This is a genomic window from Streptomyces ferrugineus (assembly GCF_015160855.1).
In the GTDB taxonomy this organism is placed as follows: Bacteria; Actinomycetota; Actinomycetes; order Streptomycetales; family Streptomycetaceae; genus Streptomyces; species Streptomyces ferrugineus.
Genome location: NZ_CP063373.1, coordinates 890,830 through 916,728, shown reverse-complemented (window position 1 = coordinate 916,728; position 25,899 = coordinate 890,830). Strand labels below are relative to the sequence as shown.

General features: G+C 72.1%; 27 protein-coding genes and 1 pseudogene. 14 read left to right on the top strand and 14 right to left on the bottom strand.

The window, feature by feature from the left end:
- Window positions 1–132 precede the first annotated feature (132 nt).
- Together afsK and kbpA are read right to left on the bottom strand one after the other, a co-directional pair.
- Complete coding sequence (gene afsK, locus IM697_RS04425) at window positions 133–2,499, bottom strand: protein serine/threonine kinase AfsK (protein WP_194044912.1); 2,367 nt, start codon at window positions 2,497–2,499, stop codon at window positions 133–135.
- Window positions 2,500–2,726: 227 nt separating this feature from the next.
- Window positions 2,727–3,464, bottom strand: coding sequence for an AfsK-binding protein KbpA (gene kbpA / locus IM697_RS04420; protein WP_194044911.1), 738 nt, complete (start codon window positions 3,462–3,464; stop codon window positions 2,727–2,729).
- A gap of 134 nt (window positions 3,465–3,598) precedes the next feature.
- On the opposite strand from kbpA, the gene IM697_RS04415 reads away from it, so the two are divergent.
- Window positions 3,599–4,234, top strand: coding sequence for a TetR family transcriptional regulator (locus tag IM697_RS04415; protein ID WP_194049583.1), 636 nt, complete (start codon window positions 3,599–3,601; stop codon window positions 4,232–4,234).
- Between the two features lie 310 nt (window positions 4,235–4,544).
- Here the strand turns inward: IM697_RS04415 and IM697_RS04410 are convergent, their stop codons facing one another.
- On the bottom strand, window positions 4,545–4,997 hold the full coding sequence (locus IM697_RS04410; RefSeq protein ID WP_194044909.1) for an Lrp/AsnC family transcriptional regulator: 453 nt from the start codon (window positions 4,995–4,997) through the stop codon (window positions 4,545–4,547).
- 82 nt (window positions 4,998–5,079) lie between these two features.
- Between IM697_RS04410 and IM697_RS04405 the strand changes: the two genes are divergently transcribed.
- Window positions 5,080–5,703, top strand: coding sequence for a LysE family translocator (locus IM697_RS04405; RefSeq protein WP_194044907.1), 624 nt, complete (start codon window positions 5,080–5,082; stop codon window positions 5,701–5,703).
- A gap of 152 nt (window positions 5,704–5,855) precedes the next feature.
- On the opposite strand, the gene IM697_RS04400 is transcribed toward IM697_RS04405, so the two are convergent.
- Together IM697_RS04400 and IM697_RS04395 are read right to left on the bottom strand one after the other, a co-directional pair.
- Window positions 5,856–6,326, bottom strand: a complete 471-nt coding sequence (locus tag IM697_RS04400) for a nitroreductase/quinone reductase family protein (RefSeq protein ID WP_194049582.1) — start codon at window positions 6,324–6,326, stop codon at window positions 5,856–5,858.
- 11 nt (window positions 6,327–6,337) lie between these two features.
- A complete protein-coding gene (locus IM697_RS04395) occupies window positions 6,338–7,525 on the bottom strand; it encodes an acyl-CoA dehydrogenase family protein (protein WP_194044905.1) in 1,188 nt (395 codons plus the stop codon).
- A gap of 76 nt (window positions 7,526–7,601) precedes the next feature.
- Between IM697_RS04395 and IM697_RS04390 the strand changes: the two genes are divergently transcribed.
- The 3 genes from IM697_RS04390 to IM697_RS04380 are packed head-to-tail and all read left to right on the top strand — an operon-like array spanning window position 7,602 to window position 9,943.
- Window positions 7,602–8,780 (top strand): thiolase C-terminal domain-containing protein, encoded by a 1,179-nt coding sequence (locus IM697_RS04390; RefSeq protein WP_194044903.1) that lies wholly within the window; start codon window positions 7,602–7,604, stop codon window positions 8,778–8,780.
- Window positions 8,781–8,809: 29 nt separating this feature from the next.
- A complete protein-coding gene (locus IM697_RS04385) occupies window positions 8,810–9,235 on the top strand; it encodes a pyridoxamine 5'-phosphate oxidase family protein (protein WP_194044901.1) in 426 nt (141 codons plus the stop codon).
- Window positions 9,236–9,268: 33 nt separating this feature from the next.
- Window positions 9,269–9,943, top strand: coding sequence for a pyridoxine/pyridoxamine 5'-phosphate oxidase (locus tag IM697_RS04380; RefSeq protein WP_194044899.1), 675 nt, complete (start codon window positions 9,269–9,271; stop codon window positions 9,941–9,943).
- Here the strand turns inward: IM697_RS04380 and IM697_RS04375 are convergent.
- The 5 genes from IM697_RS04375 to IM697_RS04355 form a co-directional block, all read right to left on the bottom strand.
- A complete protein-coding gene (locus IM697_RS04375; protein ID WP_228044497.1) occupies window positions 9,940–11,511 on the bottom strand; it encodes an alpha/beta hydrolase in 1,572 nt (523 codons plus the stop codon). The genes IM697_RS04380 and IM697_RS04375 overlap by 4 nt on opposite strands.
- Window positions 11,512–11,725: 214 nt before the next feature.
- Window positions 11,726–12,598 (bottom strand): GNAT family N-acetyltransferase, encoded by an 873-nt coding sequence (locus IM697_RS04370; RefSeq protein WP_194044895.1) that lies wholly within the window; start codon window positions 12,596–12,598, stop codon window positions 11,726–11,728.
- A gap of 121 nt (window positions 12,599–12,719) precedes the next feature.
- Window positions 12,720–13,319 carry a GNAT family N-acetyltransferase gene (locus IM697_RS04365; RefSeq protein ID WP_194044893.1) on the bottom strand — a complete coding sequence of 200 codons (600 nt, stop codon included), beginning with the start codon at window positions 13,317–13,319 and terminating at the stop codon, window positions 12,720–12,722.
- Between the two features lie 24 nt (window positions 13,320–13,343).
- Complete coding sequence (locus IM697_RS04360; protein WP_194044891.1) at window positions 13,344–13,781, bottom strand: Zn-ribbon domain-containing OB-fold protein; 438 nt, start codon at window positions 13,779–13,781, stop codon at window positions 13,344–13,346.
- On the bottom strand, window positions 13,781–14,227 hold the full coding sequence (locus tag IM697_RS04355) for a DoxX family protein (protein WP_194044884.1): 447 nt from the start codon (window positions 14,225–14,227) through the stop codon (window positions 13,781–13,783). The genes IM697_RS04360 and IM697_RS04355 overlap by 1 nt, the downstream gene beginning before the upstream one ends.
- Before the next feature lie 669 nt (window positions 14,228–14,896).
- On the opposite strand from IM697_RS04355, the gene IM697_RS04350 reads away from it, so the two are divergent.
- The 5 genes from IM697_RS04350 (at window position 14,897) to IM697_RS04330 (ending at window position 21,669) form a co-directional block, all read left to right on the top strand.
- A complete protein-coding gene (locus IM697_RS04350; protein WP_194044876.1) occupies window positions 14,897–16,114 on the top strand; it encodes a flavin-containing monooxygenase in 1,218 nt (405 codons plus the stop codon).
- Between the two features lie 198 nt (window positions 16,115–16,312).
- Window positions 16,313–17,785 (top strand): flavin monoamine oxidase family protein, encoded by a 1,473-nt coding sequence (locus tag IM697_RS04345; protein ID WP_194044874.1) that lies wholly within the window; start codon window positions 16,313–16,315, stop codon window positions 17,783–17,785.
- Window positions 17,786–17,928: 143 nt separating this feature from the next.
- Entirely contained in the window at window positions 17,929–20,154 is a 2,226-nt protein-coding gene (locus tag IM697_RS04340; protein WP_194044872.1) for an acetate--CoA ligase family protein, read from the top strand.
- Between the two features lie 25 nt (window positions 20,155–20,179).
- Complete coding sequence (locus IM697_RS04335) at window positions 20,180–21,016, top strand: enoyl-CoA hydratase/isomerase family protein (protein ID WP_194044869.1); 837 nt, start codon at window positions 20,180–20,182, stop codon at window positions 21,014–21,016.
- Between the two features lie 53 nt (window positions 21,017–21,069).
- The gene (locus tag IM697_RS04330; protein ID WP_228044495.1) at window positions 21,070–21,669 is read left to right on the top strand and encodes a flavin reductase family protein; all 600 of its coding nucleotides are present in this window, start codon (window positions 21,070–21,072) and stop codon (window positions 21,667–21,669) included.
- A gap of 72 nt (window positions 21,670–21,741) precedes the next feature.
- On the opposite strand, the gene IM697_RS04325 is transcribed toward IM697_RS04330, so the two are convergent.
- Window positions 21,742–22,047, bottom strand: coding sequence for a transcriptional regulator (locus IM697_RS04325; protein ID WP_407699604.1), 306 nt, complete (start codon window positions 22,045–22,047; stop codon window positions 21,742–21,744).
- Complete coding sequence (locus IM697_RS04320) at window positions 22,044–22,541, bottom strand: hypothetical protein (protein WP_194044867.1); 498 nt, start codon at window positions 22,539–22,541, stop codon at window positions 22,044–22,046. The genes IM697_RS04325 and IM697_RS04320 overlap by 4 nt, the downstream gene beginning before the upstream one ends.
- An 86-nt stretch (window positions 22,542–22,627) precedes the next feature.
- Here IM697_RS04320 and IM697_RS04315 point away from each other — a divergent pair.
- Together IM697_RS04315 and IM697_RS04310 are read left to right on the top strand one after the other, a co-directional pair.
- Window positions 22,628–22,879 (top strand): annotated as a pseudogene (locus IM697_RS04315) (UTRA domain-containing protein); the annotation flags it as partial.
- Window positions 22,880–22,904: 25 nt separating this feature from the next.
- Window positions 22,905–23,492 (top strand): GNAT family N-acetyltransferase, encoded by a 588-nt coding sequence (locus IM697_RS04310; protein WP_228044494.1) that lies wholly within the window; start codon window positions 22,905–22,907, stop codon window positions 23,490–23,492.
- 29 nt (window positions 23,493–23,521) lie between these two features.
- Here IM697_RS04310 and IM697_RS04305 read toward each other — a convergent pair whose 3' ends face one another.
- Complete coding sequence (locus tag IM697_RS04305) at window positions 23,522–24,376, bottom strand: GNAT family N-acetyltransferase (RefSeq protein WP_407699603.1); 855 nt, start codon at window positions 24,374–24,376, stop codon at window positions 23,522–23,524.
- Window positions 24,377–24,482: 106 nt separating this feature from the next.
- Here IM697_RS04305 and IM697_RS04300 point away from each other — a divergent pair, with 106 nt between their 5' ends.
- Together IM697_RS04300 and IM697_RS04295 are read left to right on the top strand one after the other, a co-directional pair.
- Window positions 24,483–24,668, top strand: a complete 186-nt coding sequence (locus IM697_RS04300; protein WP_194044863.1) for a DUF1737 domain-containing protein — start codon at window positions 24,483–24,485, stop codon at window positions 24,666–24,668.
- A gap of 321 nt (window positions 24,669–24,989) precedes the next feature.
- On the top strand, window positions 24,990–25,724 hold the full coding sequence (locus tag IM697_RS04295; RefSeq protein ID WP_194044861.1) for a translation initiation factor IF-2: 735 nt from the start codon (window positions 24,990–24,992) through the stop codon (window positions 25,722–25,724).
- Here the strand turns inward: IM697_RS04295 and IM697_RS04290 are convergent.
- Window positions 25,713–25,895 carry a hypothetical protein gene (locus IM697_RS04290; protein WP_194050165.1) on the bottom strand — a complete coding sequence of 61 codons (183 nt, stop codon included), beginning with the start codon at window positions 25,893–25,895 and terminating at the stop codon, window positions 25,713–25,715. The two genes, IM697_RS04295 and IM697_RS04290, sit on opposite strands and share 12 nt — an antisense overlap.
- Window positions 25,896–25,899: the final 4 nt, after the last annotated feature.

Sequence of the window (25,899 nt, the reverse complement as noted above, 5' to 3'; positions counted from 1 at the left end):
ACGACGGCCGTCACACGACCCCGGGGCGAGCAGCGCCCCTGAAGGGGCGCGGGGCTGCATCGATGTGCGGCTCCGCCGCGCGGGCGCGACCAGCCCCAACGGCGCCGCAGACGACCGACAACCCAACCCGCCCTATCTCAGCGAAGCGTTACGTGCCGTGCCCGTGCCCTTCTCCGCGTCCAGCGCGTACACACAGCGGTCCTTGCTGCACGCGTACACCACCCCGTCCCTGACCACGGGCGAGCCGGTGATCTCGCCGCCGGTGGCGAGCTTCCATCTGAGCCGGCCGTCGTCGGCCTTGAGGGTGTACAGCAGGTGGTCGGTGGAGCCGAAGTGGATCCGGCCCTCGGCGACCGTCGGGGCGCCCACGAGGTCGCCGCCCGCCTGGAAGCGCCACTTCGGCGTACCGGTGACCGCGTCCAGCGTGTACAGGCCCTTGCCGCTGCCGACGTGCACATGGCCCGCGGCCACCAGCACCGGCTCGATGGAGGAGCGGGACTCGGTGGCGATGCGCCAGCGGTCGCGGCCGTCGGTGGCGTCCAGGGCGTAGACGGTGCCGAGGTAGTCGGCGAGGTACACGCCGCCGCCGGTCACCGCGGGGCCCGGTACGAACGTCGGCGGGCACAGGAAGACCGCGGGGGCCTCGAAGTGCCAGCGCACATGGCCGCTCATCACGTCGAGCGCGAGCACCCGCGTCCCGGCGGAGACGTACACATGGCCGTCGTGCGCCTGCGCCACCCGCACCGGCACCCCGCCGCAGGAGGCGGCGTCGCCGATCGGGTACGACCAGCGCTCGTCGCCGGTCCGGGCGTCCAGGGCGCGCAGCCGGGCGTCCTGCCAGACGTACACGGTGCCGTCGTACAGCGCGGGGCCGGCTTCCGGGGACTCGAAGTCGGTCTGGGCGCCGGTGATCTCCCAGAGTTTCTGGCCGTTCGAGGCCTCCCAGGCCTGGACGCCGCCGCCGCGGGTGCCGGTGACGACGGTGCCGCGCTCGGCCTTGAGCGAGTACACCCAGGCGTCCGTCTGCAGCCGCCACAGGTCCGCGCCCTCCCTGCTCTCCAGGGCGAACAGGGTCGGGCCGTCGGAGGCGTGGATACGGCCGTCCGCGACCGCCATCGACCAGGCCACGTCGCGCGTCTTGAAGCGGCGGCGGCCGGTGGCCACGTCGAGGGCGTGGACCTCGAAGGAGGTGACGTAGACGAGGTCGTCGGCGACGGCCGGGGTGCCCCAGACGTCGTTCGACATGCGGAAGCGCCAGGGCCGCCAGCCGGCCGCGTTCTCCGGGGGCACGGGCGGCACGGCCGGTACGGCGGGGTCGGCGCCGTTGACGCCGGGGCGGGGCTTGGCCCAGGAGGCGACCAGGCCGGCCTCCGGCGGGGGCGCCTGCATGGCGGCGGCGCGGGCGTCGGCGACGCGGGGGCCGGGGCCGATCGGGACCGCGGCGCCCGCGAGGCGGACCGGGCCGGTGTCGGGGGCGCCGGCCGGGACGGGCGCGGGCTGCGGGACCACCGGGTCGTGCGAGGGCGGGGGCGGCACGGGCGCGGGGGCGGGAACGAAACGGTCGCCGCCGCTGCGGCCGGACGAACGAGGCTTGGCCGCCGGGCGGCCGCCGCGCCGCGCCTCGATCAGGCTCACCGCGCGCTCGGGCAGCCACGCGGACGCCGTACCGCTGTCGTCGGTGCCGGAGCCGAAGAGGTGGGGTGCGAGCTGGGCCTGGAGGTCGGCCGGGTTGGGGCGGCCGGTGGCCTCCATCTGCATACAGGACTCGATCAGCGGGCGCAGCTCGTCCGGGAGGCCCTCCAGGTCGGGGCCCTCGCGCAGCAGCATGAAGACCGTCTCGACCGGGTTGGCGCCGTGGAACGGGGGGTGTCCGGTGGCGGCGAACACCAGCATCGAGCCCAGCGAGAAGACGTCGCTCGCGCCGGTGACGCTGCGCGAGTCCTTGGCCTGCTCCGGGGACATGTAGGCGGGGGTGCCGACGGCGACGTTGGTCATCGTCAAACGCGTGTTCGATACGCCGGACGCGATACCGAAGTCGATGACGCGCGGGCCGTCCTCGACCACGAGCACGTTGGACGGCTTCAGGTCGCGGTGGCCGAGACCGGCGCCGTGGATGGACTGCAGGGCCTCCGCGACGCCCGCCGCCAGCCAGCGCACCGCCTGGGCCGGGAGCGGCCCGCACTCGTTCACTATCTCCTCGAGCGAGGGCGCCGGGACGTACGCGGTGGCCAGCCACGGCACGGCCGCACGCGGGTCGGCGTCGACCACGGCCGCCGTGTAGAAGCCGGAGACCGCCCGGGCCGCCTCCACCTCACGTGTGAAGCGGACGCGGAAAAGCTGGTCCTCGGCGAGCTCCGTGCGGACCGTCTTGATCGCCACGCGCCGGCCCGAAGCCGAGCGCGCGAGATAGACCAGCCCCATACCGCCGGCGCCCAGCCGTCCGAGCACCTCGAACGGCCCGATCCTGCGCGGATCGTGCTGCGTCAGCTGATCCACCACTCTGCCTGCCACCTCCCCGTACGGGCCCCGTCACCCACATATGTACGCGACCCCGTGCAGCGTCTCACCACCGCACCGCCTTGGCGGCACGCACCCCGATTCTTCCTGTCCGAGGGCGTGGTTGCGAACCCGAGGGCGGAACGGGGTGTCTTGGGACAAAACCACACTCCGGCGGCCGCGGAAAGCGCCGGTTCGCATAGTGGGACGCCGGAGGCGGAAGCACGCGGTCAGCGTTCCAGGACCGCGAACGACGCCCCCTGGTCGTCGGTGACGACGGCGACCGTGCCGTACGACGTTTCGAAGGGCGGCACCTGCACCCGCCCGCCGAGCCGGTTCACCGTGCCGAGGGTCTCCTCGCAGGACGCCACCCGGAAGTGAACCAGGAAATGGGGCGGCATCATCTCCGAGAAGACCTCGGAGACGGCCGCCCGGCCGAAGTCGGGCTTGGCGTCCGGTCCGAACAGGGCGTCGGCGAAGAGCTCGCCGTAGAAGGCGTTGGCGGCGTCGGTGTCCCGGGCGTAGAGCTGCACCCAGGCGAAGGTGCCGGGCTCGTACCGTCGGCCGAAGCCCCGGTGGCTGCCCGCCTCCCAGAGCGCGAAGACGGCGCCCTCGGGGTCGGTGACCAGCGCGGCGGCGCCGAGGTCCGCCCCCATCCGCACGGGCGGGACGACCACCTGCCCGCCCGCCGCGCGGATCCGCTCCCCCAGCGCCCGGGCGTCCGGGGTGGCGAAGTACACCGTCCACACGGTGGGCAGCCGCCCGTCCTTCTTGCGGGCGAGCGCGGCGACGCGGTCGCCGTCCAGACGGGCCCACACGGTGGAGTCGTACGCCTCCTCGAAGTCCCACCCGAAGAGCTCACCGTAGAAGCGCTTGCCCGCCGCCACGTCGGGAAGCTGGGCGTCGACCCAGCACGGGACGCCCTCCGTGTATCCCGTTCCGTTCGCGGATGCCCTGTTTTCGGCCATGCGGCAAAAGTAGCGGCCTGCCGCGCACCCCGCAGACCAGGCACACCAGCCTCGTGATCCTCGTGCACCCCATTTGCAGTCGGCCGAATCGCGCCTCGATCACGCCTCGGTAAGCTGACGGCATGACAGGACAAGTGCGTACCGTCGACGGCCGTGTGGCCGGCCGGCGTGGGCAGGCGACCCGGCAGAAGCTGCTCGACTGCCTCAGCGAGATGCTCAGCTCCTCCCCGTACCGGGACGTCAAAGTCATCGATGTCGCCCGGAAGGCGGGCACTTCGCCCGCGACCTTCTACCAGTACTTCCCGGACGTCGAGGGCGCCGTCCTGGAGATCGCCGAGCAAATGGCCGCCGAGGGCGCCTCCTTGACCGAGCTCGTCGAGGGCCGCAGCTGGGTCGGCAAGGCCGGCTGGCAGACGGCTCAGGAACTCGTCGACGGTTTCCTGGAGTTCTGGCGCAAGAACGACGCGATCCTCAGGGTCGTCGATCTCGGCGCGTCCGAGGGGGACAAACGGTTCTACAAGCTCCGTATGAAGATCCTGAACTCCGTGAACAACTCCCTGGCGGACGCGGTCAGTCAGCTACAGGCCAAGGGCAGGGTCGACAAGGACGTCAACCCGGCCGCGGTCGCGGGCTCGATCGTCGCGATGCTCGCGGCGGTGGCCTCGCACCAGAAGGGCTTCCAGACGTGGGGCGTCAAACAGGCCGAACTCAAGCCGAATCTGGCGCTGTTGGTACACCTGGGCGTGACCGGCAAGAAGCCGACGAAGTAACACCGGGCGGCCGCCCGTAGGCTTTACGGCTCCCAAGTCCTGTCTGGCAGGCGGTGATCCACACGAGTGGACCACCGCCTGCTTCCGCTTCGGGCGCCGACCGCGGGCCGGCCCGCCCTCGCAGGGCCGGTCGACGTTCTCGGCCGACGGCAGCGCCTCGTCGGTGGCCGTCAGCCGGTGGCCCAGCCGGGGGCAGAACCAGGACAGCTCCGGAGGGCGAGCGCGGCGAGGTCCTCGGTCCAGGTCGTCCGCGTGGTGTCCCGGAGCCCGCCACCCGGCGCTTGCGGCGTATCGGCGCCGGCCGGCCCGGCTAGGCGGGCAGTGGTCGGTCCTGTACGACGTGCTTCATCACCAGGGTCGAGGTCAGCCGCTGCACCCCGGGCAGCGTGGCCAGCCGGTCGTCGTACAGCCGCTGGTAGGCGGCGAGGTCGGCGGCGACGACCCGCAGCAGATAGTCCGGCTCCCCGAACAGCCGTTGCGCCTCCACCACATGCGGGATCCCGGCCAGCGCGCTCTCGAACTCGGCGACCGTCTCCCGGTCCTCCTGCCGCATGGAGACGAAGACCAGCGCCTCGAAGGTCAGCCCGACCGCGCCCGGGTCCACGACGGCCCGGTAACCGCTGATCGCCCCGGCCCGCTCCAGTTCCCGCAGCCGCCGGTGGCACGGCGAGACGCTCAGCCGCACCCGAGCTGCCAGCTCGGTCACGGTCAGCCGCCCGTCCTGCTGGAGCTCGGCAAGAATCTTCCTGTCCACGTCGTCCATGGGACAGATCTTCCCCCACAAACCACGATCATGGGCAAACTTCGACAACACCTTCGAGCCATTCCCGCCTAATGTCGCCGGTATGGACTCCGGACTGCTCCTCTCCTTCCTCGCCATCGACCTGCTGCTCGTCTGCGTGCCGGGCGCCGACTGGGCGTACGCGATCTCCGCCGGGCTGCGCGACCGCACGCCGCTGACGGCGGTGGCGGGCCTGGTCACCGGGTACGCGCTGCACACGGTCCTGGCGGTGGCCGGTCTCGCGGTGCTGGTGGCGAGCGAGCCGGGTCTGCTGACCGCGCTGACGGCCGCCGGCGCCGGATACCTGGTCTGGCTGGGCTGGAGCGTGCTGCGCCGCCCGGGCACGCCGGGGGCGGCGGAGGAGACGGTGGCCACGAGCCCGGCCCGCGCCTTCCTCCGGGGCGCCACGATCAGCGGCCTGAACCCCAAGGGCCTGCTGCTCTACCTGTCGGTGCTGCCGCAGTTCCTGGTGACGAAGGGCGACCATCTGCCGGTCCCCGCCCAGACCGCCGCGCTCGGCCTGCTCCACATGGCGTGCTGCGCCACGGTCTACCTCGCGGTGGGCCTCGGCGCCCGCGCGGTCCTGGGCACCCGCCCCGCGGCGGCCCGCGCGGTCACCCGCACCTCCGGGGCGGCGATGCTCGGAATCGGCGCGTTCCTGCTGGTACAGCGCCTGGCGACGCTGTAGCGGCCGGTCGCCTTACGGGGGCGCCCCCCGGGGGCTGTCGTACACAGCAGGGCCAGGCAGCGCGCCGTCGGGGGAGGCGTCCCCGCCGTCCCGGCCGCCGAGCACGGCACCGCTCGTCCCGGTGCACTCCTCCCCCGGCGGACACCCGGAGCTCATCGCCGCCGCACGATCCGGAACAGCCGGATCTCGCGCTCCACCCTGGCCTGATACGTGGCATACGGCGGCCAGAACGCCAGCGCCGTCTTCCATACGGCGGCCCGTTCCTCCCCCTCCAGCAGCCGGGCCGTGACGGGGATGTCCCGCCCCTTCCAGCTGACCTCGGCGTCGGGATGGGCGAGGAGGTTGTGGGTCCAGGCGGGATGGCCAAAGCGCCCGAAGTTGGAGCCGACCAGGATCCAGGAGCGGCCGTCCTCCTCGGGCATGCAGGCCAGCGGCGTACGGCGCGGCAGTCCACTGCGGGCGCCGGTGGAGGTCAGGATCACGCCGGGCAGCATCTGGGCGCTGAGCAGCACCTTCCCGCGCGTGAGCCGGTGCACGGCACGGTCGAGGACCGGGATGACATGCGGGGCGACCTTGGCGAAGCCCCGCGTCGAGGACACCTTCTGCACGGCTCGTACGACCATGGGCACCTCGATCACACCGCCACCTCCCGCGCGTCCGTCGCCTCGAAGAGCCCGGCCGCGTCGGCGGCCCGCGCCCGCAGCCGGTGCACCGGCCCGAAGAGCAGCTCGTCACCGGCGGCCCGCTTGAAGTACAGATGCGCCTCGTGTTCCCAGGTGAACCCGATGCCGCCGTGCAGCTGGATCCCCTCGGCGGACGCGGTCCGCAGCGCCTCCAGTGCCTGCGCGAGGGCGAGGCCGCCGACCCGGCCGCCCGTGGCCCAGGCCGCGTAATAGGCGGCCGACCGCGCCGCCTGCACCCCCACGTACACATCCGCCAGCCGGTGCTTCACCGCCTGGAAGGACCCGATCGCCCGCCCGAACTGCTCCCGCTGCCGCACGTACTCCACGGTCCGCTCCAGCGCCCGGTCGGCGGCTCCCACGGCCTCGCAGGCGAGCACGGCGGCGGCCGCGTCCCCCGCCTCGGCGAGCGCAGCCAGCACATCCGCGCCCTCCTCCCCCAGCAACTCGGCCTCCACGTCGCGCAGTTGGACCCGCGCCTGCGGCCGGGTCGCGTCCAGCGCGGTCTGCCGCACCCGTACGACCCCGGCGGCGTCCCCCGCCACCAGGAACAGCAGCGTCCGCGACCGCGCGAACCCCCCGGCGTGCGCGGCGACCACCAGCAGCCCCGCGCTGTGCCCGTCCAGCACCTGATCGACCTGCCCGTACAGCCGCCAGCCGTCCGCCACCCGCCGCGCCTGCACGCCCCCGGCGCGTCCGCCGCCGGCCCACTGACCGCCGTTGTCGCCGGTGAGGGCGAGCGCGGCGGCCAGCGCGGTGCCGGGGACGGCGAGGGTGGCGGTGAGCGTGCCGGAGGCGAGGCGGGGCAGCAGGGCGCCGCGCTGGGCCTCGGTGCCGAGGGCGGCGATCAGCGGGGCGGCGAGGACGGCGGTGGCCAGCAGCGGGGTGGGCGCCAGCGCCCGTCCCGTCTCCTCGCAGGCGAGGGCGAGTTCGGTCGCCGAGCAGCCGACACCGCCGTACGCCTCCGGCAGGGCGAGACCGGGCAGGCCGAGCTGTTCGGCGAGGGCGCTCCACAGGGCGGGGTCGTGTCCGGTGGGGGCCTCGACGGCCGCGCGCAGCTCACGGGGGCCGCAGCGGCTGTGGAGCAGCTCGCGGAGGGTGCGGCGGATCTCGTCCTGTTCGGGAGTGAAGCTGGCGTCCATGGCTCTTCCCTCCGTATCTGACGGGTCGTCATATTAGGAGGGTGAGAACGATATGCACAGGGGTTGGAGGCCTCTCATGACTGCCGGAAGCCGGAACGTCGCCGTGGTCGGCGTGGCCCTGTCCGACTGCGGTCGGGTGGACGACGCCACCCCGTACGCCCTGCACGCCCAGGCGGCCCGCCGGGCACTGGCCGACGCGGGGCTGGGCCGCGAGGTGGTGGACGGCTTCGCCTCCGCCGGTCTCGGCACCCTCGCCCCCGTCGAGGTGGCCGAATACCTGGGCCTGCGCCCCACCTGGGTCGACTCCACCTCGGTCGGCGGCTCCACCTGGGAGGTCATGGCGGCACACGCGGCGGACGCGATAGCGGCCGGTCACGCGAACGCGGTGCTGCTGGTCTACGGCTCGACGGCCCGCGCCGACATCAAGGCGGGCCGCCGGACCCAGAACCTGTCCTTCGGCTCCCGTGGCCCGCTGCAGTTCGAGGTCCCCTACGGCCACACGCTCATCGCCAAGTACGCCATGGCCGCCCGCCGGCACATGCTCGAACACGGCACGACGATCGAGCAGTTGGCACAGGTGGCCGTCCAGGCGCGGGCGAACGCGGCCCTGAACCCGGAGGCGATGTTCCGTGACCCGGTCACCGTGGACGACGTCCTGTCGGGCCCGATGATCGCGGACCCCTTCACCAAGCTGCACTGCTGCATCCGCTCCGACGGCGGGGCGGCGGTGCTGCTGGCCGCGCAGGAGTTCGTACGGGACTGCCGTACGGCACCCGTGTGGGTCCTCGGCGCCGGGGAGCATGTCTCGCACTCCGCGATGTCCGAGTGGCCCGACTTCACGACGGGCCCGGCGGCGGTGAGCGGGCGGCTCGCCTTCGAGCGGGCCGGGGTGCGGCCGCAGGAGATCGACTTCGCCGAGCTCTACGACGCGTTCACCTACATGACCCTGGTGACGCTGGAGGACCTCGGCTTCTGCGGCAAGGGCGAGGGCGGGGCGTTCGTGGAGAAGGGGCGGCTGCTGGTGCGGGGCGGGGAGCTGCCGGTGAACACCGACGGGGGTGGTCTCTCGGCCCAGCATCCCGGGATGCGGGGGCTGTTTCTGCTGGTGGAGGCGGTGCGGCAGCTGCGGGGTGAGGGCGGGGAACGTCAGGTGTGGCGGCGGGGGCGGACCGGGGAGCCGCCGCGGCTCGGGGTCGCGTCGGGGACCGGGGGATGGTTCTGCTCGTCGGGGACGTTGGTACTGGGGAGGGATTGAGACACGAACCGATCGAGAGGACGCAGGCAATGGCCCTGAGCCGCGAAGAGCGTGAACAGTTCCTGGCCGAGCCCCATATCGCCGCCCTGGCGGTCGACGCGGGCGCGGGACGCGCACCGCTGACCGTGCCGATCTGGTACCAGTACGAGCCCGGCGGCGACGTATGGATCCTGACCGGGCTGGACTCCCGCAAGAACCAGCTGATCCAGGAGGCGGGCCGGTTCTCCCTGATGGTCGACCGCCTCGACCCCACGATCCGCTACGCGTCGGTCGAGGGCCCGGTCATCAGCACCACCCCCGCCACGCTCGACCACCTCCGGGAGGTCTCGGCCCGCTACCTCCCGGCCGAGAAGGTCGACGGCTATGTCGACTTCGCCTGGAAGAACCACGGCGAGCAGGTCGTCATCCACATGCGCCCCGAGCGCTGGGTGTCGTCGGACCTCGGTCAGGTGTGATTCCGGGAGCCGCAGGCACGCGACAATCGGGCCATGGGAACGGATCTTCATGAGTTGCTGAGGTCGCTGCGGGTCTGGGACGTGGCGGACCTGCCCACCTTCGACCCGGCGGCCGCGCCCGCCGACCCGCTGGCCCTCTTCACCACCTGGTTCGCTCAGGCGGTCGCGGCCGGGCAGGTGGAGCCGCACACGATGTCCCTGGCCACGGCGGACGAGGAGGGCCTGCCGGACGTACGGACCGTGATGCTGCACGGCGCCGACACCTCCGGCTGGTCCTTCGCCTCCCACGCGGGCAGCGGCAAGGGCCGCCAGCTCGCCGCCCGCCCGTACGCGGCCCTCGGCTTCTACTGGCCGGCCCAGGCCCGCCAGGTACGGGTCCGCGGCCCGGTCACCGCGGCCCCGTCCGCCGAATCCCAGGCCGACCTGCACGCCCGCTCCACCGGCGCCCTGGCGGCGGCCCTGACCGGCCGCCAGAGCGAAGTCCTCTCCTCGCTGGAGGAGTTGGCGCGGGAGTCACAGGCGGCCTGGGAACGCGCCCAGCTCGAACCGGACGCCCCGGTCCCGTCCTGGACCCTGTACCGCCTGCGCCCCGACACGGTCGAGTTCTTCCAGGGCGACGCGGCCCGGCGCCACGTACGGCTCGTCTACCGCCGTACGGAGGAGGAGGGGCGCACGCAGGGCTGGGCGAAGCAACTGCTGTGGCCCTAGCCGGCCAGCCCCGGGATTCCCTGAGGCGTCGGCAGCGGCAGCGGGCTGTCGGTGCCGCGTTCGCGGGCCGCCGGCGGGGTCTTGCAGGCCGTGTCCTTCGTCGGCAGCTTTCCGGTGGTCAGGTAGGCCGTGGCCGTCTTGTCCGCGCAGGACTTGGTGCCGTAGATGCCGTGTCCGACGCCGCCGAGGACGGTGACCAGCTTCGCGCCCTTCATGACCCGGCGCAGGCCCTGGCCGCTGGCCAGCGGGGTCTGGGAGTCCCACTCGTTCTGCAGGATCAGCGCGCCGACCTTGTTGTCGATCCTGGTGGCGGGCTCGCTGCCCTTCTTCCAGAAGGCGCACGGCTTGATGTTGGACGCGATGTCGCCGTACAGCGGGTACCTGGCCTTGTCCCGGATCGCGTCGCTGCGGTACCGCTCGGGGTCGCGCGGCCAGTTGCGGGTGTCGGCACAGACGACGGTCCAGAAGGCGGCGGTGCCGTTGTCCTCGGGCACGGCCCGGCCGAACGACGGCGGAACCGGCGTGGGCGTCCCGCTCTCCCGCTCACGGGACGGGGCCCTGCCCTCGGCGGCCTTCTTCAGCTCGACGATCGACTCGGCGGCGTAGCGCACGTCGAAGAACGAGGCACGGCTGCCGGCGCGGATGTCACCTCCGGTCAGCAGTTCGCCGTCGAGGTCGATGGGCTTGCGGTCGGCCTGGGCGACCAGGTCGTAGAAGGTCTTGCGGACCGCCTCGGGAGTCTTGCCCAGCTTGTAGGTGGAGTGGCGCTTCGCGGTCCACTCGGTCCACCTGGTGAAGGCGGGCTCGGTGCCCTCCGCCCAGATCTGGATCATGCCGCGCCAGACCCGGGCCGGGTCGACGGCGCTGTCCAGCACGAAGCGGTCGGAGCGCTTCGGGAACATCTGCGTGTAGACCGCGCCGAGGTAGGTGCCGTACGAGTACCCCAGGTAGGAGATCTTCTTCTCGCCGAGCACGGCCCGGATCACGTCCATGTCCCGGGCGGTGTTGCGGGTGCTGATGTGGCGCAGCTTGTCGCCCTGCCTGGCGGCGCACTTCTCGGCGACGGTGCGCGCCCACTTCACGTCCTTGGCGAACGCCTCGGGCTTGTACTCCCGTTGCCACTGCTGTTCCTCGTCCGTCATGCCGCAGCCGACGCCCGAGCTCCGGCCGATGCCTCGCGGGTCGAAGCCCACGAGGTCGTACTTGGCCTTCACGCTCTTCGGCAGCTCGCTCGCCATCCACTGCGGCATGTCGACGCCGGGACCGCCGGGGCCGCCCGGGTTGAGCAGCAGCACGCCGCGGCGCTCCGCGTCGGTGCTCGTCTTCAGCCTCGATATCGCGAGGTCGAGCTTCTTGCCGCCGGGGTGGCGGTAGTCGAGCGGCACCTTGATGGTGGCGCACTGGAAGTTCGCCGGCGTCTCTCTGTCGCAGCGCTGCCATGCCGGCTTCTGCCGCAGGTACTGGTTCAGGGGATCCGCGGCCGCTGATGCCGTGGCCGGCGTGAGCGCGGGTACCAGGGTGGCGACGGCACTGGCCGCCAGGACACAGGCTATTCGGCTGCTGCGCACGTGGGGGGTCCCCTCGGGGTTGGTGCGGATGCGACGCATCAACCCTTTCGCGCACGGGAGTTGGGCGAATCCATCAACGAGGCGAAGGTTGCTCCATCCCAGGGCGGATGGACAGGCCCCCCGGATGGTCCTCGAGTCGCACAACCGGAACGGGCTCGGCGCCGTCTTGCTCAAGAGGTCACCGGCCACCGGCCGGACGGCCCCGGGGCGTCCCCTAGAAGCCCCGGGCCCCGCGGAAGTCGTACGCGGCGAAGTCGGCCACCGGCCGGAATCCGATGCGCTGGTAGAGGCTGTTGCTGGTCTGGTTGGCCAGGTCGGTGAAGAGCACCAGCTCGCGGATGCCGGAGGCGAGCACGGCCCGGCTGACCGCCGCCGTGACCGCCCCCGCGTAGCCGCGGCCGCGCGAGTGGGCCGGGGTGTAGACGGGTGCGACCCGGACCTGGCCGGCGACCACCGGGGTCACGCCGGCCATGGCGAGGGGGGTGCCGTCCTCGCTCTCCCAGAAGGTGACGCCTCCGTAGGCGATGCGCGAGTCGGCCCATGCGGCGGGGTCACGGGAGGCGTGGTCGCCTACGGCCTCGCCGAACTCGCCGTACCAGCGGATCAGTTGCTCCCGGTCCCCCTTGCCGGCGACCCGCGCGCGGCCCGCCGGAACGGGCTGCGGCGCGGTCAGGTTGCCCAGCCGGTACAGCCGTTGACGCTGGCTGACGGTGCCACGGACCCCCGCGTGCCGGCGCCAGGCGGCGGCGAAGGCCTCGGCGGTCTCGCGGGCGGCGATGACGCCGGGGATCCGGTGCCCGAGGGCGACCAGGTGGGCGGCGAGGGCGTCGGCCTCGTCGGGGGTGAGCGGGGTGACGTTCAGCCGGTAGGGCGGGGTGCGGAAGTAGGCGGCGCGCACCTGCCCGCTCAGCTCCAGCGCGCCGAACACAGGCGCCTCGTCGCCGTACGCCCGCAGCCCGCCCGTGCGCAGCGTCTCGGTCACCGTCAGGGCGACGGTGTGCAGATCGGGGCGTGAGCGCAGGAAGCCGCCGGCGTGGGAGAGGAAGGCGGTGAGGTCCTGGGTGCAGTACCAGTCGTCCGGGCGCATACCTCATGATCCCGCGCCGGGGAGTGGGTTGTGCACCCATTTCCGCCGTGGACACGAAGCCGACACAAGACGCCACTCTCAGGCGGGGGTTGGCGGGCCTGGGGTTCACGGGCTCGTGGGTCTAGGCATCGACGTCCGGGTCGGTGGCCAGCCGGGCGTGCAGGTGCATGTCCCGGTACGCGTCGTGCCGCTCCGCCTCCCACATCGCGCCCCGCAGGGTCCCCTCGTAGCGGAAGCCGCACCGCTCGGCGATGTGGCAGGAGGAGTCGTGGCCGACGGCGTGGTCGAGTTCGAGGCGATGCAGGCCGAGTTCGGTCAGGGCCCAGCGGGCGGCGACGGCGAGCGCGTGGGTGGCGACGCGACGGCCGCGGGCCTCGGGCAGCACCCAGTAGCCGACGCGGGCGGAGCTCATGACCCGGTTGATGACGTTGACGCCGAGGTGCCCGAGGGGTGCGCCGGTCGTGGCGTCGGTGACGCAGTACGGCGCCGAGGTGCCGTCGGCCATGTTCTCGACGGCGGTGCGCAGGGAGTCGCGGGCGCTGTCGAGGTCGGTGGTGATCCTCAGCGGGGTGTTCCAGCGCCGGAACTCCGGGTCGGTACGCCCCCGGAACCACGCCTCGACGTCCGTCTCGGCGTCCGCGTCCCAGGGACGCAGCCGCAGGCCGTGACCGTACAGGTCGGGGAGGGGGTGGGCGTGCCGCGGGCCGCCGGCGAGGGTCATGGGCTCATTGAAACCACCCGGCGATCAACTCGCCACCGCAGGGGGTGCTGTGGGGACTCCCACGACGCCCCTGGGCCGGAACACCGGCACCCCGTCCCGGAAGGCGACCTCCAGCTCCGCCCCGGCCCGCAGCAGCGCCGCGTCCGCGCACCCCACGACCTCGGTCATCATGCGGGGCCCCTCGGCGAGATCGACGACCGCGGCGACGTACGGCGTCCGCGTCCCGAAGGGCGGCAGGTCGTTGCGGTGCACGACGGACCAGGTGTAGAGGGTGGCGAGCCCGCTCGCGGTCTCCCAGTCGACGTCCTCGCTCCAGCAGTGCGGGCAGAACTCGCGGGGGTAGTGGTGGGCACGGGCGCAGGCCCGGCAGCGGCGGACCAGGAGCCGTCCTTCGGCCGCCGCGTCCCAGTAGGTCCGTGTGAAGGCGTCGGCCTCGGGGATGTCGTACCGCTGCCCGCCCATCAGAACAGCCCGAGCGCGCTGTCCACGGACCACGACTGCCAGGACATCCCGAACAGCGCGACGACCGAGATCAGCGCCATCATCGAGTTCTGCCCCTGCTCGGCCCAGTCGTGGATCATCAGGGCGAAGTAGAGGACGTTGAGCAGCAGCCCGCCGACGAGGGCGACCGGGGTGAGGAACCCGAGGACGAGCCCGAGTCCGAGGGCGAGCTCGGCGTAGAGGACGACGTACGCCATGGTCCGCGGCCTCGGGGCCACGACGACGTCGAAGCCGGACCGCACGGCGTTCCAGCGGTGCTTGGCCGCCACGTCCGCCGCCCAGGCGATCCCCGCCCCCTCGAACCAGCTCTTCTTGTCCTTGTGCCGCCAGCTCTCCAGCCACCACAGCCCGAGGCCTATCCGGAGCACGGCCAGCCATTCCGCACCTGTGAGCCAGATCGCGTCCATGGATCTGACGGTACGTCAGATGAGCGGGGCCTGACAATCACCTGTGCGTCCGCGATGAGTCCACGGAACTGTTGGCGATCGGGCGACCGCGCGACCGCGCGACCGCCGGGGTCGCGACGGCCGGACGCCTGCTCGACGTCGACGAGACGCACCAGAGCCTGAACGTCGGCGTCCCCGTCGAGCTCGACGGCACGGCCGTGGACGCGACGAACGCGCCGACCCTCTCCGCCAACGCGGCGGGCGACCACAAGCCGTCGCCCGTCGCGGATGCGACGGGAGTGGGCGGGGGGCGGTACGTCGCGGACGCGACGGGAGTGGGCGGGGGGCGGTACCTCGCGGACGCGACGGGAGTGGGCGGGGGGCGGTACCTCGCGGACGCGACGGGAGTGGGCCGGGGGTGGGCACGTCGCGGATGCCGGGCACGGGCGCGCCGAGCGCTCGGCGTCGCTCAGCGCCTCGGACTCGCAAGCGGAAGCGGCCGCCCGGGAACGCGGTGCCGAGCCCCCGCCGTGGCTTCGCCGCGAGGGTTCGGCACGTCCACCGCACCCCCACAACCAAGAGACCTACGCCACACATCCCACCCAGCCCTCCCACAGCCGTGATCGATCCGCAATCAATTCCGGGCTTGACCGAGACCCATCAACCGGCTGCGTGATTACGCTCCGGACCATGGCCGACACCCCCCAGCGCACCGACCGCCCCGCGACGGATCCCCCCGCCACGGACCGCCCCGTCTATGTCATAGGCGGCGGCCCCGGCGGACTCTCCGTCGCGTACGCCCTGCGCGCCCGGGGACTGCGTGCCGTCGTGCTGGAGAAGTCGGACCGGGTGGGGGCCTCCTGGCGGCGGCACTACGACCGGCTCCGTCTGCACACCACCCGGCGGCTGTCGGCCCTGCCCGGGCTGCCGATGCCGCGCCGCTTCGGGCGCTGGGTGTCGCGGGACGACGTCGTGCGCTACCTGGAGAAGTACGCCGAGGTCCACGATCTGGAGATCGTCACCGGTGTCGAGGTGTCCAGGGTCGAACCCTCGCCGGACGGCTCCGGCTGGCTGCTGCGCGCCACCGGCGGGCGGGAGCTGACCGGTGCCGCGGTCGTCGTCGCCACGGGGCACAACCACACCCCGCTCATCCCGGACTGGCCCGGACGGGACACCTACACCGGCGAGTTCCTGCACGCCGGCCAGTACCGCAACCCCGTGCCGTACGCCGGCCGCGACGTCCTGGTCGTCGGCAGCGGCAACACCGGCGCCGAGATCGCCGTGGACCTCGTGGAGGGCGGCGCCGCACGGGTGCGGCTGTCCGTCCGCACCACCCCGCACATCGTGCGCCGCTCCACCGCCGGGTGGGCCAGCCAGTTCACCAGCATTCTGGTACGGCGGCTGCCGGTACGGCTCGTCGACCGGCTCGCCAGGCCCATGGCCAGGCTCAGCGTGCCGGACCTGTCGGAGCAGGGGCTGCCGCGCCCCGACACCGGGCTCTACAGCCGGGTCGAGCAGGGCGCGATCCCGGTGCTCGACGTCGGGCTCATCGACGCGGTGCGCAAGGGCCGGGTCGAGATCGTGGCCGCCGTCGAGCGGTTCGAGGACGGGAAGGTCCACCTCGCCGACGGCACCCTCGTCTCGCCGGACGTCGTCATCGCGGCCACCGGATACGTCCGCGCGCTGGAGGACCTCGTCGGCCACCTCGGCGTCCTCGACGAGCGCGGCAAGCCGGTCGTCCAGGGCGCCCGCACCCCGGCCGACGCCCCCGGCCTCTACTTCACCGGCTTCACCCACCCCATCAGCGGCAACCTCCGTGAGATAGCGATCGACGCCCAGAAGATAGCCAAGGCCATCGCCGGCGACCGCGACCGCGGCCCACTGGTCTCCCGGCTGCCGCTGACCTAGACACCCTCAACTCTCTTACGTATCTCCCTTGTTACTTGAGCGTCAGTTGTGACGAGGGAGCTGTACCGCGCCGCCGCACGGGGCCAGAATGTGAGCACTGTTCAACTTTCCCGCTCCACCCTCTCGCCCCGACGGAGGACGCACGTGGCAAGTGAAAGACAGCTCCCCCGAGCCCCGCGAACCCCCCGAACCCCTCAGATGTCCCGGCGCTCCCTGCTCGGCGGCACAGCCGCAGCCGTCGGCGCCGCCACCCTGACCGCCACGGCCGCCGGGACCGCCTCGGCCGCGGCATCCCGCGACGTCGACGTCGCGATCGTCGGCGCCGGGCTGGCCGGACTCACCGCGGCCCGCGATCTGGTCGCCGCCGGCAAGTCGGTCGTCGTCCTGGAGGCCCGAGACCGCGTCGGCGGCCGGGTCGTGGGGCTCAGCCTCGCGAACGGCGGGATCACCGAGGGCGGCGGCGAGTTCATCGGCCCCACCCAGGACCGCATCAAGGCCCTCGCCGACTCCCTCGGCGTGCAGACCTTCACCACCTACAACACCGGCAACAACCTCCTCTACAAGGACGGCAAGAAGACCCCCTACGCCACCGACGGCATCCTCGGCTCGGTCCCGCCCATCGACGCCGCCGGGCTCGCCAACGCGGCGATCGTGCAGGCCAAGCTCGACGACCTGGCCAAGCAGATCCCGGTCGACGCGCCCTGGACCGCCGCCAAGGCCGACGAATGGGACCGGCAGACCTTCGAGACCTGGCTGCGCGCCAACGCCGTCATCCCGTCGGCCAAGTTCCTCTTCGACGTGGCCTGTACGTCGATCTTCTCCGCCGAGCCCCGCGAACTCTCCTTCCTGTTCGTCCTCTTCTACATCGCCGCCGCCGGCAACGCCGCCAACCCCGGCACCCTGGAACGCCTCACCGAGACCGCGAACGGCGCCCAGGAACTGCGCTTCGTCGGCGGCTCCCAACTGGTGCCGATCAAGCTCGCCGCCACGCTCGGCGACCGGGTGGTGCTCAGCGCCCCGGTGCGGACGATCGCCAGGTCCGGGGGCAGGTACGTCGTCACGGCCGACGGCATCACCGTCAACGCCCGCAAGGTCGTCGTCGCCCTGGCCCCGCCCCTCGCCGCCCGTATCACCTACGACCCCCTGCTCCCGGCCGCCCGCGACCAGCTCACCCAGCGGCTGCCGATGGCCTCGGTCGGCAAGGCCATCGCGATCTACGACACCCCCTTCTGGCGCGCCGACGGGTTCAACGGCCAGGTCGTCAGCGACTCCGGCGTGATCAGCTCCACCTTCGACAACTCCCCTCCCGACGCCTCCTACGGCGCCCTCATGGGCTTCATCGAGGCCGACGAGGCCCGCAAGCTGGACGCGGCGAGCGAGGCGGAGGTCCGGGCGGCCGTGCTGAAGGACTACACGACGTACTTCGGCGAGAAAGCCGCCTCCCCTTCCTCCTTCGTCCTGCAACGCTGGAACAACGAGGCCTACACCCGCGGCGGCCCCGTCTCCATCGCCGCGCCCGGCGTGCTGACCCAGTACGGACCCGCCGTGCGCGAGCCGGTCGGCGGTATCCACTGGGCCGGGACGGAGACCTCCACCTACTGGATGGGCTTCATGGACGGGGCGGTGCGGTCGGGCGAGCGGGTGGCGAGGGAGGTGCTGGCGGTGCTGTGAGCGTGCCCCGCGCGGGGCTCGTCCAGTGTGTCGCCGCCCGGACAGCGCCAACTTTGCGTGCACAGCCGTTCCTGACACGGCGTCAGTTCCTTTAATCTGACACTGCGTCAGTTAATCGCTGTCACACAGGAGCGGGCGGACCGATGCTTGGATCAACCCACGGCACCCTCACCACCGACTCCCGCCGGGCCCGGGTCATCGCCTGTGGCGAGCAGCCCGGGCCCGCCGTCCACGGCCGGCCCGCCGAGGTCGACGATCTCGACGTCAGCGGCCGTCCCCTGTACTGCGACGTGCCCGATCTGGACCGCTTCTTCCGGCCGGAGTCGGTCGCCGTGATCGGCGCCTCGGACGCCGAGGGCCGGCCGAACACCGGGGTCACGCGCCAGCTGATCGCCTGGTCCGAGCGGGTCGGCGCCCGGCTCCACCCGGTGCATCCGAGCCGCCCGTCCGTCTTCGGCATCCCCTGCTCTCCTTCCGTCGCCGACCTGCCCGAGCAGGTCGATCTCGCCGTACTGCTGGTCGCCGACCCCCTTCCGGTGATCGAGGAACTGGCCGAGGCCAAAGTGAAGTTCGCCGTCGTCTTCGCCTCCGGGTTCGCGGAGACCGGGGAGGAGGGCGCGGCCGCTCAGGAGCGGCTCACCACCGCCGTCGAACGGTCCGGGATGCGGCTGCTGGGCCCCAACACCAACCTCAACGCCTTCGAGCGGTTCCGCGAGGACCTGGACGGTCCCGCCATCGCCCTCATCACCCAGTCCGGCCACCAGGGCCGTCCCGTCTTCGCCCTCCAGGAGCTCGGCATCCGCCTCTCCCACTGGGCGCCGACCGGCAACGAGGCCGACCTGGAGACCGCCGACTTCATCTCCTACTTCGCCGAGCGGCCCGAGGTGGGCGCCATCGCCTGCTACGTCGAGGGGTTGAAGGACGGCCGGGCCTTCCTCCTCGCCGCCGACCGCGCCGCCCGCCGCAAGGTGCCGGTCGTCGCCGTCAAGGTCGGCCGCACCGAGACCGGCGCCCGCACGGCCGCCTCACACACCGGCAAGCTGACCGGCGCGGACGCGGTGGTGGACGCGGCGATGCGCCAGTACGGGGTGATCCGGGTCGACGGACTCGACGAACTCCAGGACACCGCGACCCTGTTGGCCCGCGCGCGGCCGCCCCGCGCCGAGGGTGTCGTCGTCTATTCGATCTCGGGCGGCACCGGCGCGCACTTCGCGGACCTGGCGACCGAGGCGGGGCTGCGGCTGCCGGCGCTGTCGCAGGCCAAGCAGGCGGAGCTGCACCAGTGGATCCCCGAGTACCTGAGCGTGGCCAACCCGGTCGACAACGGTGGGCATCCGGTCGGCGACCACCGCGGCCGGAAGATCATCGACGCCATCCTCGACGACCCCTCCGTGGGGGTGCTGATCTGCCCCGTCACCGGCCCCTTCCCGCCCCTCAGCGACCGGCTGGTCCAGGACCTGGTGGACGCCGCCGAGCGGACGGACAAGCTGGTCTGCGTGATCTGGGGATCGCCGGTCGGCACAGAGCCGGCGTACCGCGAGGTCCTGCTCGGTTCGTCCCGGGTGGCCACCTTCCGCACCGTGGCGAACTGCATCACCGCCGTGCGCGCCTACCTCGACCACCACCGCTTCGTCTCCGGCTACCGCTCCCCCTTCGACGAGGCCCCGCGCACCCCGTCGCCCTCCTACCGCAAGGCGCAGGCACTGATGCGCCCGGGCCAGCAGCTCAGCGAGCACTCGGCGAAGCAGCTGCTGCGGGCGTACGGCATCCGCGTCCCGCGCGAGCAGTTGGTGACCAGCGCGGCGGCGGCCGTACGGGCTGCGGGACTGGTCGGCTACCCGGTGGTCATGAAGGCGTCCGGCGCGCGGATCGCCCACAAGACCGAGCTCGGCCTGGTCAAGATCGGGCTGACCTCCGCCAGCCAGGTCCGGGACGCCTACCGCGAGTTGACCGACATCGCGCGCTACGAGGACGTCTCCCTGGACGGAGTCCTGGTCTGCCAGATGGTCGAGCGGGGCGTCGAGATGGTCGTGGGCGCCGGGCACGACGAGCTGTTCGGGCCGACGGTGACGGTCGGGCTCGGCGGGGTGCTGGTGGAGGTGCTGAACGACACCGCCGTACGTGTACCGCCCTTCGGGGAGGAGCAGGCCCGGGACATGTGTGCCGAGCTGCGCGGGCGGGCCCTCTTCGACGGGGTCAGGGGGCGGCCCCCGGCGGATCTCGACGCGCTCGTGGAAGTCGTCCTGCGCGTGCAGCGCATGGTGCTGGAGCTCGGGGACGATCTCGCGGAGCTCGACATCAATCCGCTGATGGTGCTGCCCAGGGGACAGGGCGCGGTGGCGCTGGACGCGTTGGCGGTGTGCCGCTGACATGGATACCGGTGATGAAGTGAACATGCCTGATTCCTCCCATGGGCCATCCGGAAGCTCCGTGGAGCCCGTCGATTCATTGGTACGGCACACCACTGACAATCAGGTCCGCCGCATCACCCTCAACCGCCCCGAAGCCCTCAACGCCATCACCCCTGACCAGCGAGAACGCCTCATCCAACTGCTGGCCGACGCGTCCGCGAATCCGGCCGTCCGGGCCGTGGTGCTGACCGGCACGGGCCGCGGTTTCTGCGCGGGCGCGGACCTGCGGGGGACGGCGAGCGACGGCGCTGAGCGCGTCGCCGGTGACGTCGCCCGTACGATCCGGCTCGGCGCCCAGCGCCTCATCGCATCCGTCCTGGACTGCGAGAAGCCGGTGATCGCGGCGGTGAACGGCACCGCGGCCGGCCTCGGCGCGCATCTGGCGCTGGCCTGCGACCTCGTACTGGCCGCGGAGTCGGCCAGGTTCATCGAGGTGTTCGTACGCCGCGGACTCGTCCCCGACGGCGGCGGCGCCTACCTCCTCCCCCGCCTCGTCGGCCCCCACCGCGCCAAGGAGCTGATGTTCTTCGGCGACGCGCTGACCGCAACCGACGCGGAGCGACTCGGCCTCGTCAACCGCGTCGTCCCGGACGGGGAGCTGGACAAGACGGCCCGCGAGTGGGCCGAGCGCCTGGCCAACGGCCCCACCCGAGCCCTCGCCCTCACCAAGCAGCTCGTGAACGCCTCCCTCGACTCCGACCGGGCCACCGCCTTTGCGGCGGAGGCGGCCGCGCAGGAGATCAACATGACGACGCGGGACGCGCGGGAAGGGGTACGCGGCTTCGTGGAGCGGCGAAGCCCCGAGTACAGAGGTCATTGACCGGTCTCCAGCCCTTCCTATCTGACGCATCGTCAGCTTCAATGAGGAACGTGATGGGACACGCAGGGATGGCGGCCGCCGCCGTCCGCTACCTCGGATCGGCCAGGGCCCCGGCCCCCGTCGAAGCTCTGCCCCGCCCGGAGCTGCGGTGCGTCCGCGAGGACGAGCGCGCCCCGGTGGACCAGACCGAATTCCGACGCGTCCTGGGGAACTTCGCGACCGGCGTGACGGTTGTCACGGCGCCCGCCTGCGACGGCGAGGACGGCCCGGCCGGCTTCGCCTGCCAGTCCTTCTCCTCCCTCTCCCTCGACCCGCCCTTGGTCGCCTTCATGGTCGGCCGTACGTCGACGACGTGGCCGCGCATCGCCCGCGCGGGCGTCTTCTGCGTGAACGTCCTGAGCGCCGGCCAGGGCGAGCTGTGCCGCGCCTTCGCGGTGAGCGGGGCGGACAAGTTCGCGAACGTGGCGTACGACGCGGCCCCCGCGTCGAGCTCCCCCCGCCTTGCGGGCACGCTCGCCTGGATCGACTGCACGGTCCACGCGGTGCACACGGGGGGCGACCATCTGATCGTGGTGGGGCGGGTGGACGCGCTGGGAGCCGGCGACGGGGACGAGGCGGGGCCGCTGCTGTTCCACAAAGGGCGGTTTCTGTAAGGGCGTCCGCCAGTAGGTGATCGTGAAATGCGCGCCCCGACCGCGCTCGGCGACACCGGCCCGGGCACAGCCTTACGAGCCGACGATGGCGCGCAGGGCGGCCAGATGCGCCTGGTAGGCGTCGCGGCCCCGCGGGGTGAGCCGAAGCCAGACGCGCTGACGGGTGTCGCGGACGGCCTTGCGCTGCTCGACGTAGTCGGCGTCCATCAGGACGGTGACGTGCTTGCTCAGCACGGACGCGGAGACATCGAGTTCTCGCTGGACGACGGCGAACTCGGCTTCGCCTGCGGTGTCGAGCAGGGCGCAGATACGCAGCCGGTTGGGGGCGTGGATGGTGGTGTCGAAGCCATCCATGGGGTCGGCGGGGTCGGGACTCACGAGTTCTTCCGGTGCAGACGACTGAAGGCGAGGTGGAAGGCGATCGATACCGCGGCGCCCACGGCGGAGGCGGCGAACAGCCACACCGGCTCGCCGGTGGCGCGAAAGGCGATCGCCGATCCCACCAGCAGCGCGGGCAATCCGACGGCCATCGGCACGGTGACACGCTTGGGCAGCACATCCAGGCGCAGCGCGACGCCGGTCTTCCGCTGCCAGGAGCGGGCCGCAGCGGCGAAGAGCGCCAAGTAGACGACGTTCATCACCGCCACGATGACGGCCCAGGCGACCTTGGGCAGCAGCCACTCGGAAGCCGCCGCCAGGCCACCGTAGACCGGCGGGATGGCAGCTATGTACAGCGTGAGCGCGGTGGTGAACCACAGCGGCCACGGGGTGGCGGACAGGGCGGTGGTGGAGGTGTGGATCCGCTCGGCGTCCGCCAGCGCCTCGCGGGCCTGCTGCGGTGTCGGCCGGATGACGTCTCCGTTGGTTTCCATGACGGAAAGACTAGAGGAGTGTTTCCAGTGCGGCAAGTCTCCAATTTCCGCAACGGAAAGTCTGGCGGGGCACACCGCTGACGAAGCCCAGGACCGGCAAGGACGGTATCTACGGCCGGCTCGAAGAACTCGGCCACGTCATGACCCGCGTACGGGACGAGATCACCGCGCGCATGCCGACACCGGCCGAAGCGACAGTGCTGAACCTGCCCTCCGGCATCCCCGTCATCGAAGTCCTGCACACCAGCCTGGACCAGGAGGGCACGGCCTTCGAGGTGTCCAGATACGTGCACCGCGCCGACCTGACCGGCCTGCTCTACGAACTGCCCGTGGAGTGAACACCGAGCTCACAAGGAGACCGGTATGGAGAACGAGGAGACCGGTGTGGAGAACATTGTCATCCGTCCCTTCGAGGACAGCGACCTCCCCGGCGCGGCCGCCGCGCTGACCGACGTGCACGCCACCGACGGCTACCCGGTCGAGGGCGTGGCCCACCCAGAGGCTTGGCTGCGATCGGACGAGGTACTGGCCTCCTGGGTCGCGGAGTCAGGACGGCGGATCGTCGGCCACGTGGCGGTGATGCGGCCACGCGGCGAGGGCGCGGTCTCCCTGTGGACCGAACAGAGCGGAGCCGACGAGCACCGCATCGGGGTGCTGGCCCGCCTCTTCGTCGTCAGGGACGCGCGCGGGCGCACCGTGGGCGAGCGACTTGTCATGACAGCCATGGACTATGGGCTGAGCCACAACCGCCGCCTCGTACTGGACGTCATGGTCAAGGACACCGCCGCCCTACGCCTTTACGAGCGCCTCGGTTGGCTCAGGACCGGAGGGACCATGCACCGCTACGGCAACGGGCAGCACATCGAAGCCATCTGCTACGTGGCCCCCGGAACCGGACCGGCCCAGTCCGCCGCCGCCTCCTTGCCGAAAGAACCGTGCACCGAGCCATAGGCATGCCGGTGAGTAACCAGCCAGCGGGCCTACGATCGCGCGGGTTGGTTGGCGATCAGAAGGATGCTGCCGACAGGGCGGAATCCCAGGCGTGCGTAGATGCGAGCGACGGCGTCCCGCGCGTAGGCGAGGAAGACGGTCTTCACCCCGGCCTCGAGCGCGTGGGCGACCAGGGCCGCCGTGACAGCCGCGGCGAGACCCTGGCGGCGGGCGACGGGAAGAGTGCCGATGCCGCCGATCTCGGTGGTACCGCTCGCCGGGTGGTAGTGACCGACGGCCAGTGGGGTGCCGTCAGAGGCGAGGGCGGCGACGAGCGTTTTGTGCCCGGCGCGGATCACAGGGCGAATCGCTGCCACCGTGCCGTCCGCCGTCATCTCCTCGGCCACGACCGATAGTTCCTTACGCCCCACCGAGCCCGCCATGGTGCCCTCGTCTGCGAAGGCCAGGCGGGGCAGGGCGAGGGCTGCGGGCAGCGCGGGGTCGTCGGCTTCCAGCACACGAAGCGTCAACCCCTCGGGCAACGGCGGCAGCCGAACCGGGTGGTGCGGATCCAGAGCCATCAGCGGGCGTTCCGCCACTGGCAGACCCGCCGCCTCGATCCGGGAACGCAGCGCGGGCGCCGCCTCGGCCAGCCACTCGAAAGCCTCCGGCACACCGAGTTCGCGCTGCCGGGCCCGCACTCGAGCGATGTCGGTAGCAGTAACGGACGACGCGCCGTCTGCAGTGGGCTGGGCATGACTGGGCCCGCCGTAATACGGGGCACCTGGTTCCCTTCGTACGAACAGCCGTAACGACCCGAACTCTTCGGCATCGGCGAACAGCAACGGCACGGTGGCGTAGTACTGCTCGATGCGGGCACGCAGCGAGTCGCTCATGCGGCGCATCCCACCACGGAACGGTGCCGCGCCGCATCCGAGATTCGCTGCCGGGCTTGATGGTCTTGATGCATGGAACGCACCTTCAGCAGGCAGTTTCTGGGACCCTCTCCTCATGAGCACACCACCAGACGGACTGCCCATCTACCGAGTCCTGACCGGAGCGGACGACGCCACGTTCTGCCGGCGTGTGAGCGAGGCGATCGGTCTTGGCTACGAACTGCACGAAGGCCCCGCCGTCACCTTCAACGGTGAGAGCGTCATCGTCGCGCAGGCGCTGGTCTGGCCGGCCCAGTCGTAGGGACGTTGTGAGTAGTGGTGGTGGTCGCGATCGGCTCGTCAGGCGAGAAGGGCCGCACGGATGGGTTGGCTGTGACGCTCACCCAGGCCCTGCGCTTCATCGGCGGCGCCCGCAGCAGCGGGACCATCGAAATCACCGACGCAACACGTGCGACTGGACACCGCTCGTTCGTGAGACTCCGGTAGCCGTCGTCGAGCGGCCGCCGGAGCCTCACGGGGTGCGATCCGCGTCCGGTCGCCGCACCGGCTGAGTACGATCGCCCACGCCGGTCCGAGTACGCGAGCGGTTGCCCGCCGTGCGCGGCGCCGGAAGGGTGGACGCATGCGCCGACTGCTGCTGCTCGCCCCGCTGTTGCTGTTCACCGTCGGCTGCGGAGTGGTGGAGTCCACCGAGGACGAGGCGACGGACACCGCACGGGAGGTGGCCAGGAAGGCGGGCGAGCGGCTCTACGGCCAGCGTCCGCGCACGGCGGAGGAGGTCGGGCGCTCCGCTTCCGGGATCGACGGGGTGGAGGTACTGCGGATGACGGGTACCTCGACACACGACGGGGACGGCGTCGACGTGGTCGTCCGCACGTCCGGCTTGGCCTACGACGGATGGCTCGACCCTGAAGAGGTCGTCGTGCGGCGCTGTTTCGCGCTGCGGGTGTCGCCCAAGTCGGAGTGGCGTGCGGATCCCCGTGACGTGGACTGCCCGGACAGCCCTCCGCTGACCTTCGCCCCGCCACCCGAACCGCCCCGGCTGCCGTACGAGGAGCTCCGCGCGAGACTTCCCCGGGTGCCGGAGGGCGGCCGGGTGGACGAGGCCGAGGTGCGCCGTACGCTCGCCGCCCTGGACCTGCATCCGGCGATCCGAACCGAGGTGAAGGCGGACGGCGGACGGGTCGGCGTTCTCCTGTTGGTCAAGGGCAACGGCTTCGACCCGCAGGACTGCCTTCTCGCCCGCGTGGACCCCGGCGCCACCGAGGTGTGGGTGCCGCCGCGAATCCACAGGATGCCCGGTGAGGGCGGCTGCACCGTCGGCAACGCCCTGGACCCGAAACCGTCACCGCACTGAACGGGCCGCCTGACTCTGGGGAAAAGCCGCCTGCGCCTTCCTCGCCGCGTCCGTGAGTTGGCGCGCGTTGGGGATGTCGCCGCGCCACAGCGGTCCGGTGTCCTCGCAGGCCAGCCGGTGGGCGGGCATGAAGACCACGCCGCCGAGAACCATGCCGAGTGTCCCGAACATCCCT

Excerpts from the sequence above, each read along its gene's own strand:
- kbpA (WP_194044911.1), bottom strand. The coding sequence starts at position 3,464 with ATGGCCGAAAACAGGGCATCCGCGAACGGAACGGGATACACGGAGGGC.
- IM697_RS04410 (WP_194044909.1), bottom strand. The coding sequence starts at position 4,997 with ATGGACGACGTGGACAGGAAGATTCTTGCCGAGCTCCAGCAGGACGGG.
- IM697_RS04405 (WP_194044907.1), top strand. The coding sequence starts at position 5,080 with ATGGACTCCGGACTGCTCCTCTCCTTCCTCGCCATCGACCTGCTGCTC.
- IM697_RS04400 (WP_194049582.1), bottom strand. The coding sequence starts at position 6,326 with ATGGTCGTACGAGCCGTGCAGAAGGTGTCCTCGACGCGGGGCTTCGCC.
- IM697_RS04395 (WP_194044905.1), bottom strand. The coding sequence starts at position 7,525 with ATGGACGCCAGCTTCACTCCCGAACAGGACGAGATCCGCCGCACCCTC.
- IM697_RS04390 (WP_194044903.1), top strand. The coding sequence starts at position 7,602 with ATGACTGCCGGAAGCCGGAACGTCGCCGTGGTCGGCGTGGCCCTGTCC.
- IM697_RS04385 (WP_194044901.1), top strand. The coding sequence starts at position 8,810 with ATGGCCCTGAGCCGCGAAGAGCGTGAACAGTTCCTGGCCGAGCCCCAT.
- IM697_RS04380 (WP_194044899.1), top strand. The coding sequence starts at position 9,269 with ATGGGAACGGATCTTCATGAGTTGCTGAGGTCGCTGCGGGTCTGGGAC.
- IM697_RS04370 (WP_194044895.1), bottom strand. The coding sequence starts at position 12,598 with ATGCGCCCGGACGACTGGTACTGCACCCAGGACCTCACCGCCTTCCTC.
- IM697_RS04365 (WP_194044893.1), bottom strand. The coding sequence starts at position 13,319 with ATGACCCTCGCCGGCGGCCCGCGGCACGCCCACCCCCTCCCCGACCTG.
- IM697_RS04360 (WP_194044891.1), bottom strand. The coding sequence starts at position 13,781 with ATGGGCGGGCAGCGGTACGACATCCCCGAGGCCGACGCCTTCACACGG.
- IM697_RS04355 (WP_194044884.1), bottom strand. The coding sequence starts at position 14,227 with ATGGACGCGATCTGGCTCACAGGTGCGGAATGGCTGGCCGTGCTCCGG.
- IM697_RS04350 (WP_194044876.1), top strand. The coding sequence starts at position 14,897 with ATGGCCGACACCCCCCAGCGCACCGACCGCCCCGCGACGGATCCCCCC.
- IM697_RS04345 (WP_194044874.1), top strand. The coding sequence starts at position 16,313 with ATGTCCCGGCGCTCCCTGCTCGGCGGCACAGCCGCAGCCGTCGGCGCC.
- IM697_RS04340 (WP_194044872.1), top strand. The coding sequence starts at position 17,929 with ATGCTTGGATCAACCCACGGCACCCTCACCACCGACTCCCGCCGGGCC.
- IM697_RS04335 (WP_194044869.1), top strand. The coding sequence starts at position 20,180 with ATGCCTGATTCCTCCCATGGGCCATCCGGAAGCTCCGTGGAGCCCGTC.
- IM697_RS04330 (WP_228044495.1), top strand. The coding sequence starts at position 21,070 with ATGGGACACGCAGGGATGGCGGCCGCCGCCGTCCGCTACCTCGGATCG.
- IM697_RS04320 (WP_194044867.1), bottom strand. The coding sequence starts at position 22,541 with ATGGAAACCAACGGAGACGTCATCCGGCCGACACCGCAGCAGGCCCGC.
- IM697_RS04310 (WP_228044494.1), top strand. The coding sequence starts at position 22,905 with ATGGAGAACGAGGAGACCGGTGTGGAGAACATTGTCATCCGTCCCTTC.
- IM697_RS04305 (WP_407699603.1), bottom strand. The coding sequence starts at position 24,376 with ATGCGCCGCATGAGCGACTCGCTGCGTGCCCGCATCGAGCAGTACTAC.
- IM697_RS04300 (WP_194044863.1), top strand. The coding sequence starts at position 24,483 with ATGAGCACACCACCAGACGGACTGCCCATCTACCGAGTCCTGACCGGA.
- IM697_RS04295 (WP_194044861.1), top strand. The coding sequence starts at position 24,990 with ATGCGCCGACTGCTGCTGCTCGCCCCGCTGTTGCTGTTCACCGTCGGC.
- IM697_RS04290 (WP_194050165.1), bottom strand. The coding sequence starts at position 25,895 with ATGTTCGGGACACTCGGCATGGTTCTCGGCGGCGTGGTCTTCATGCCC.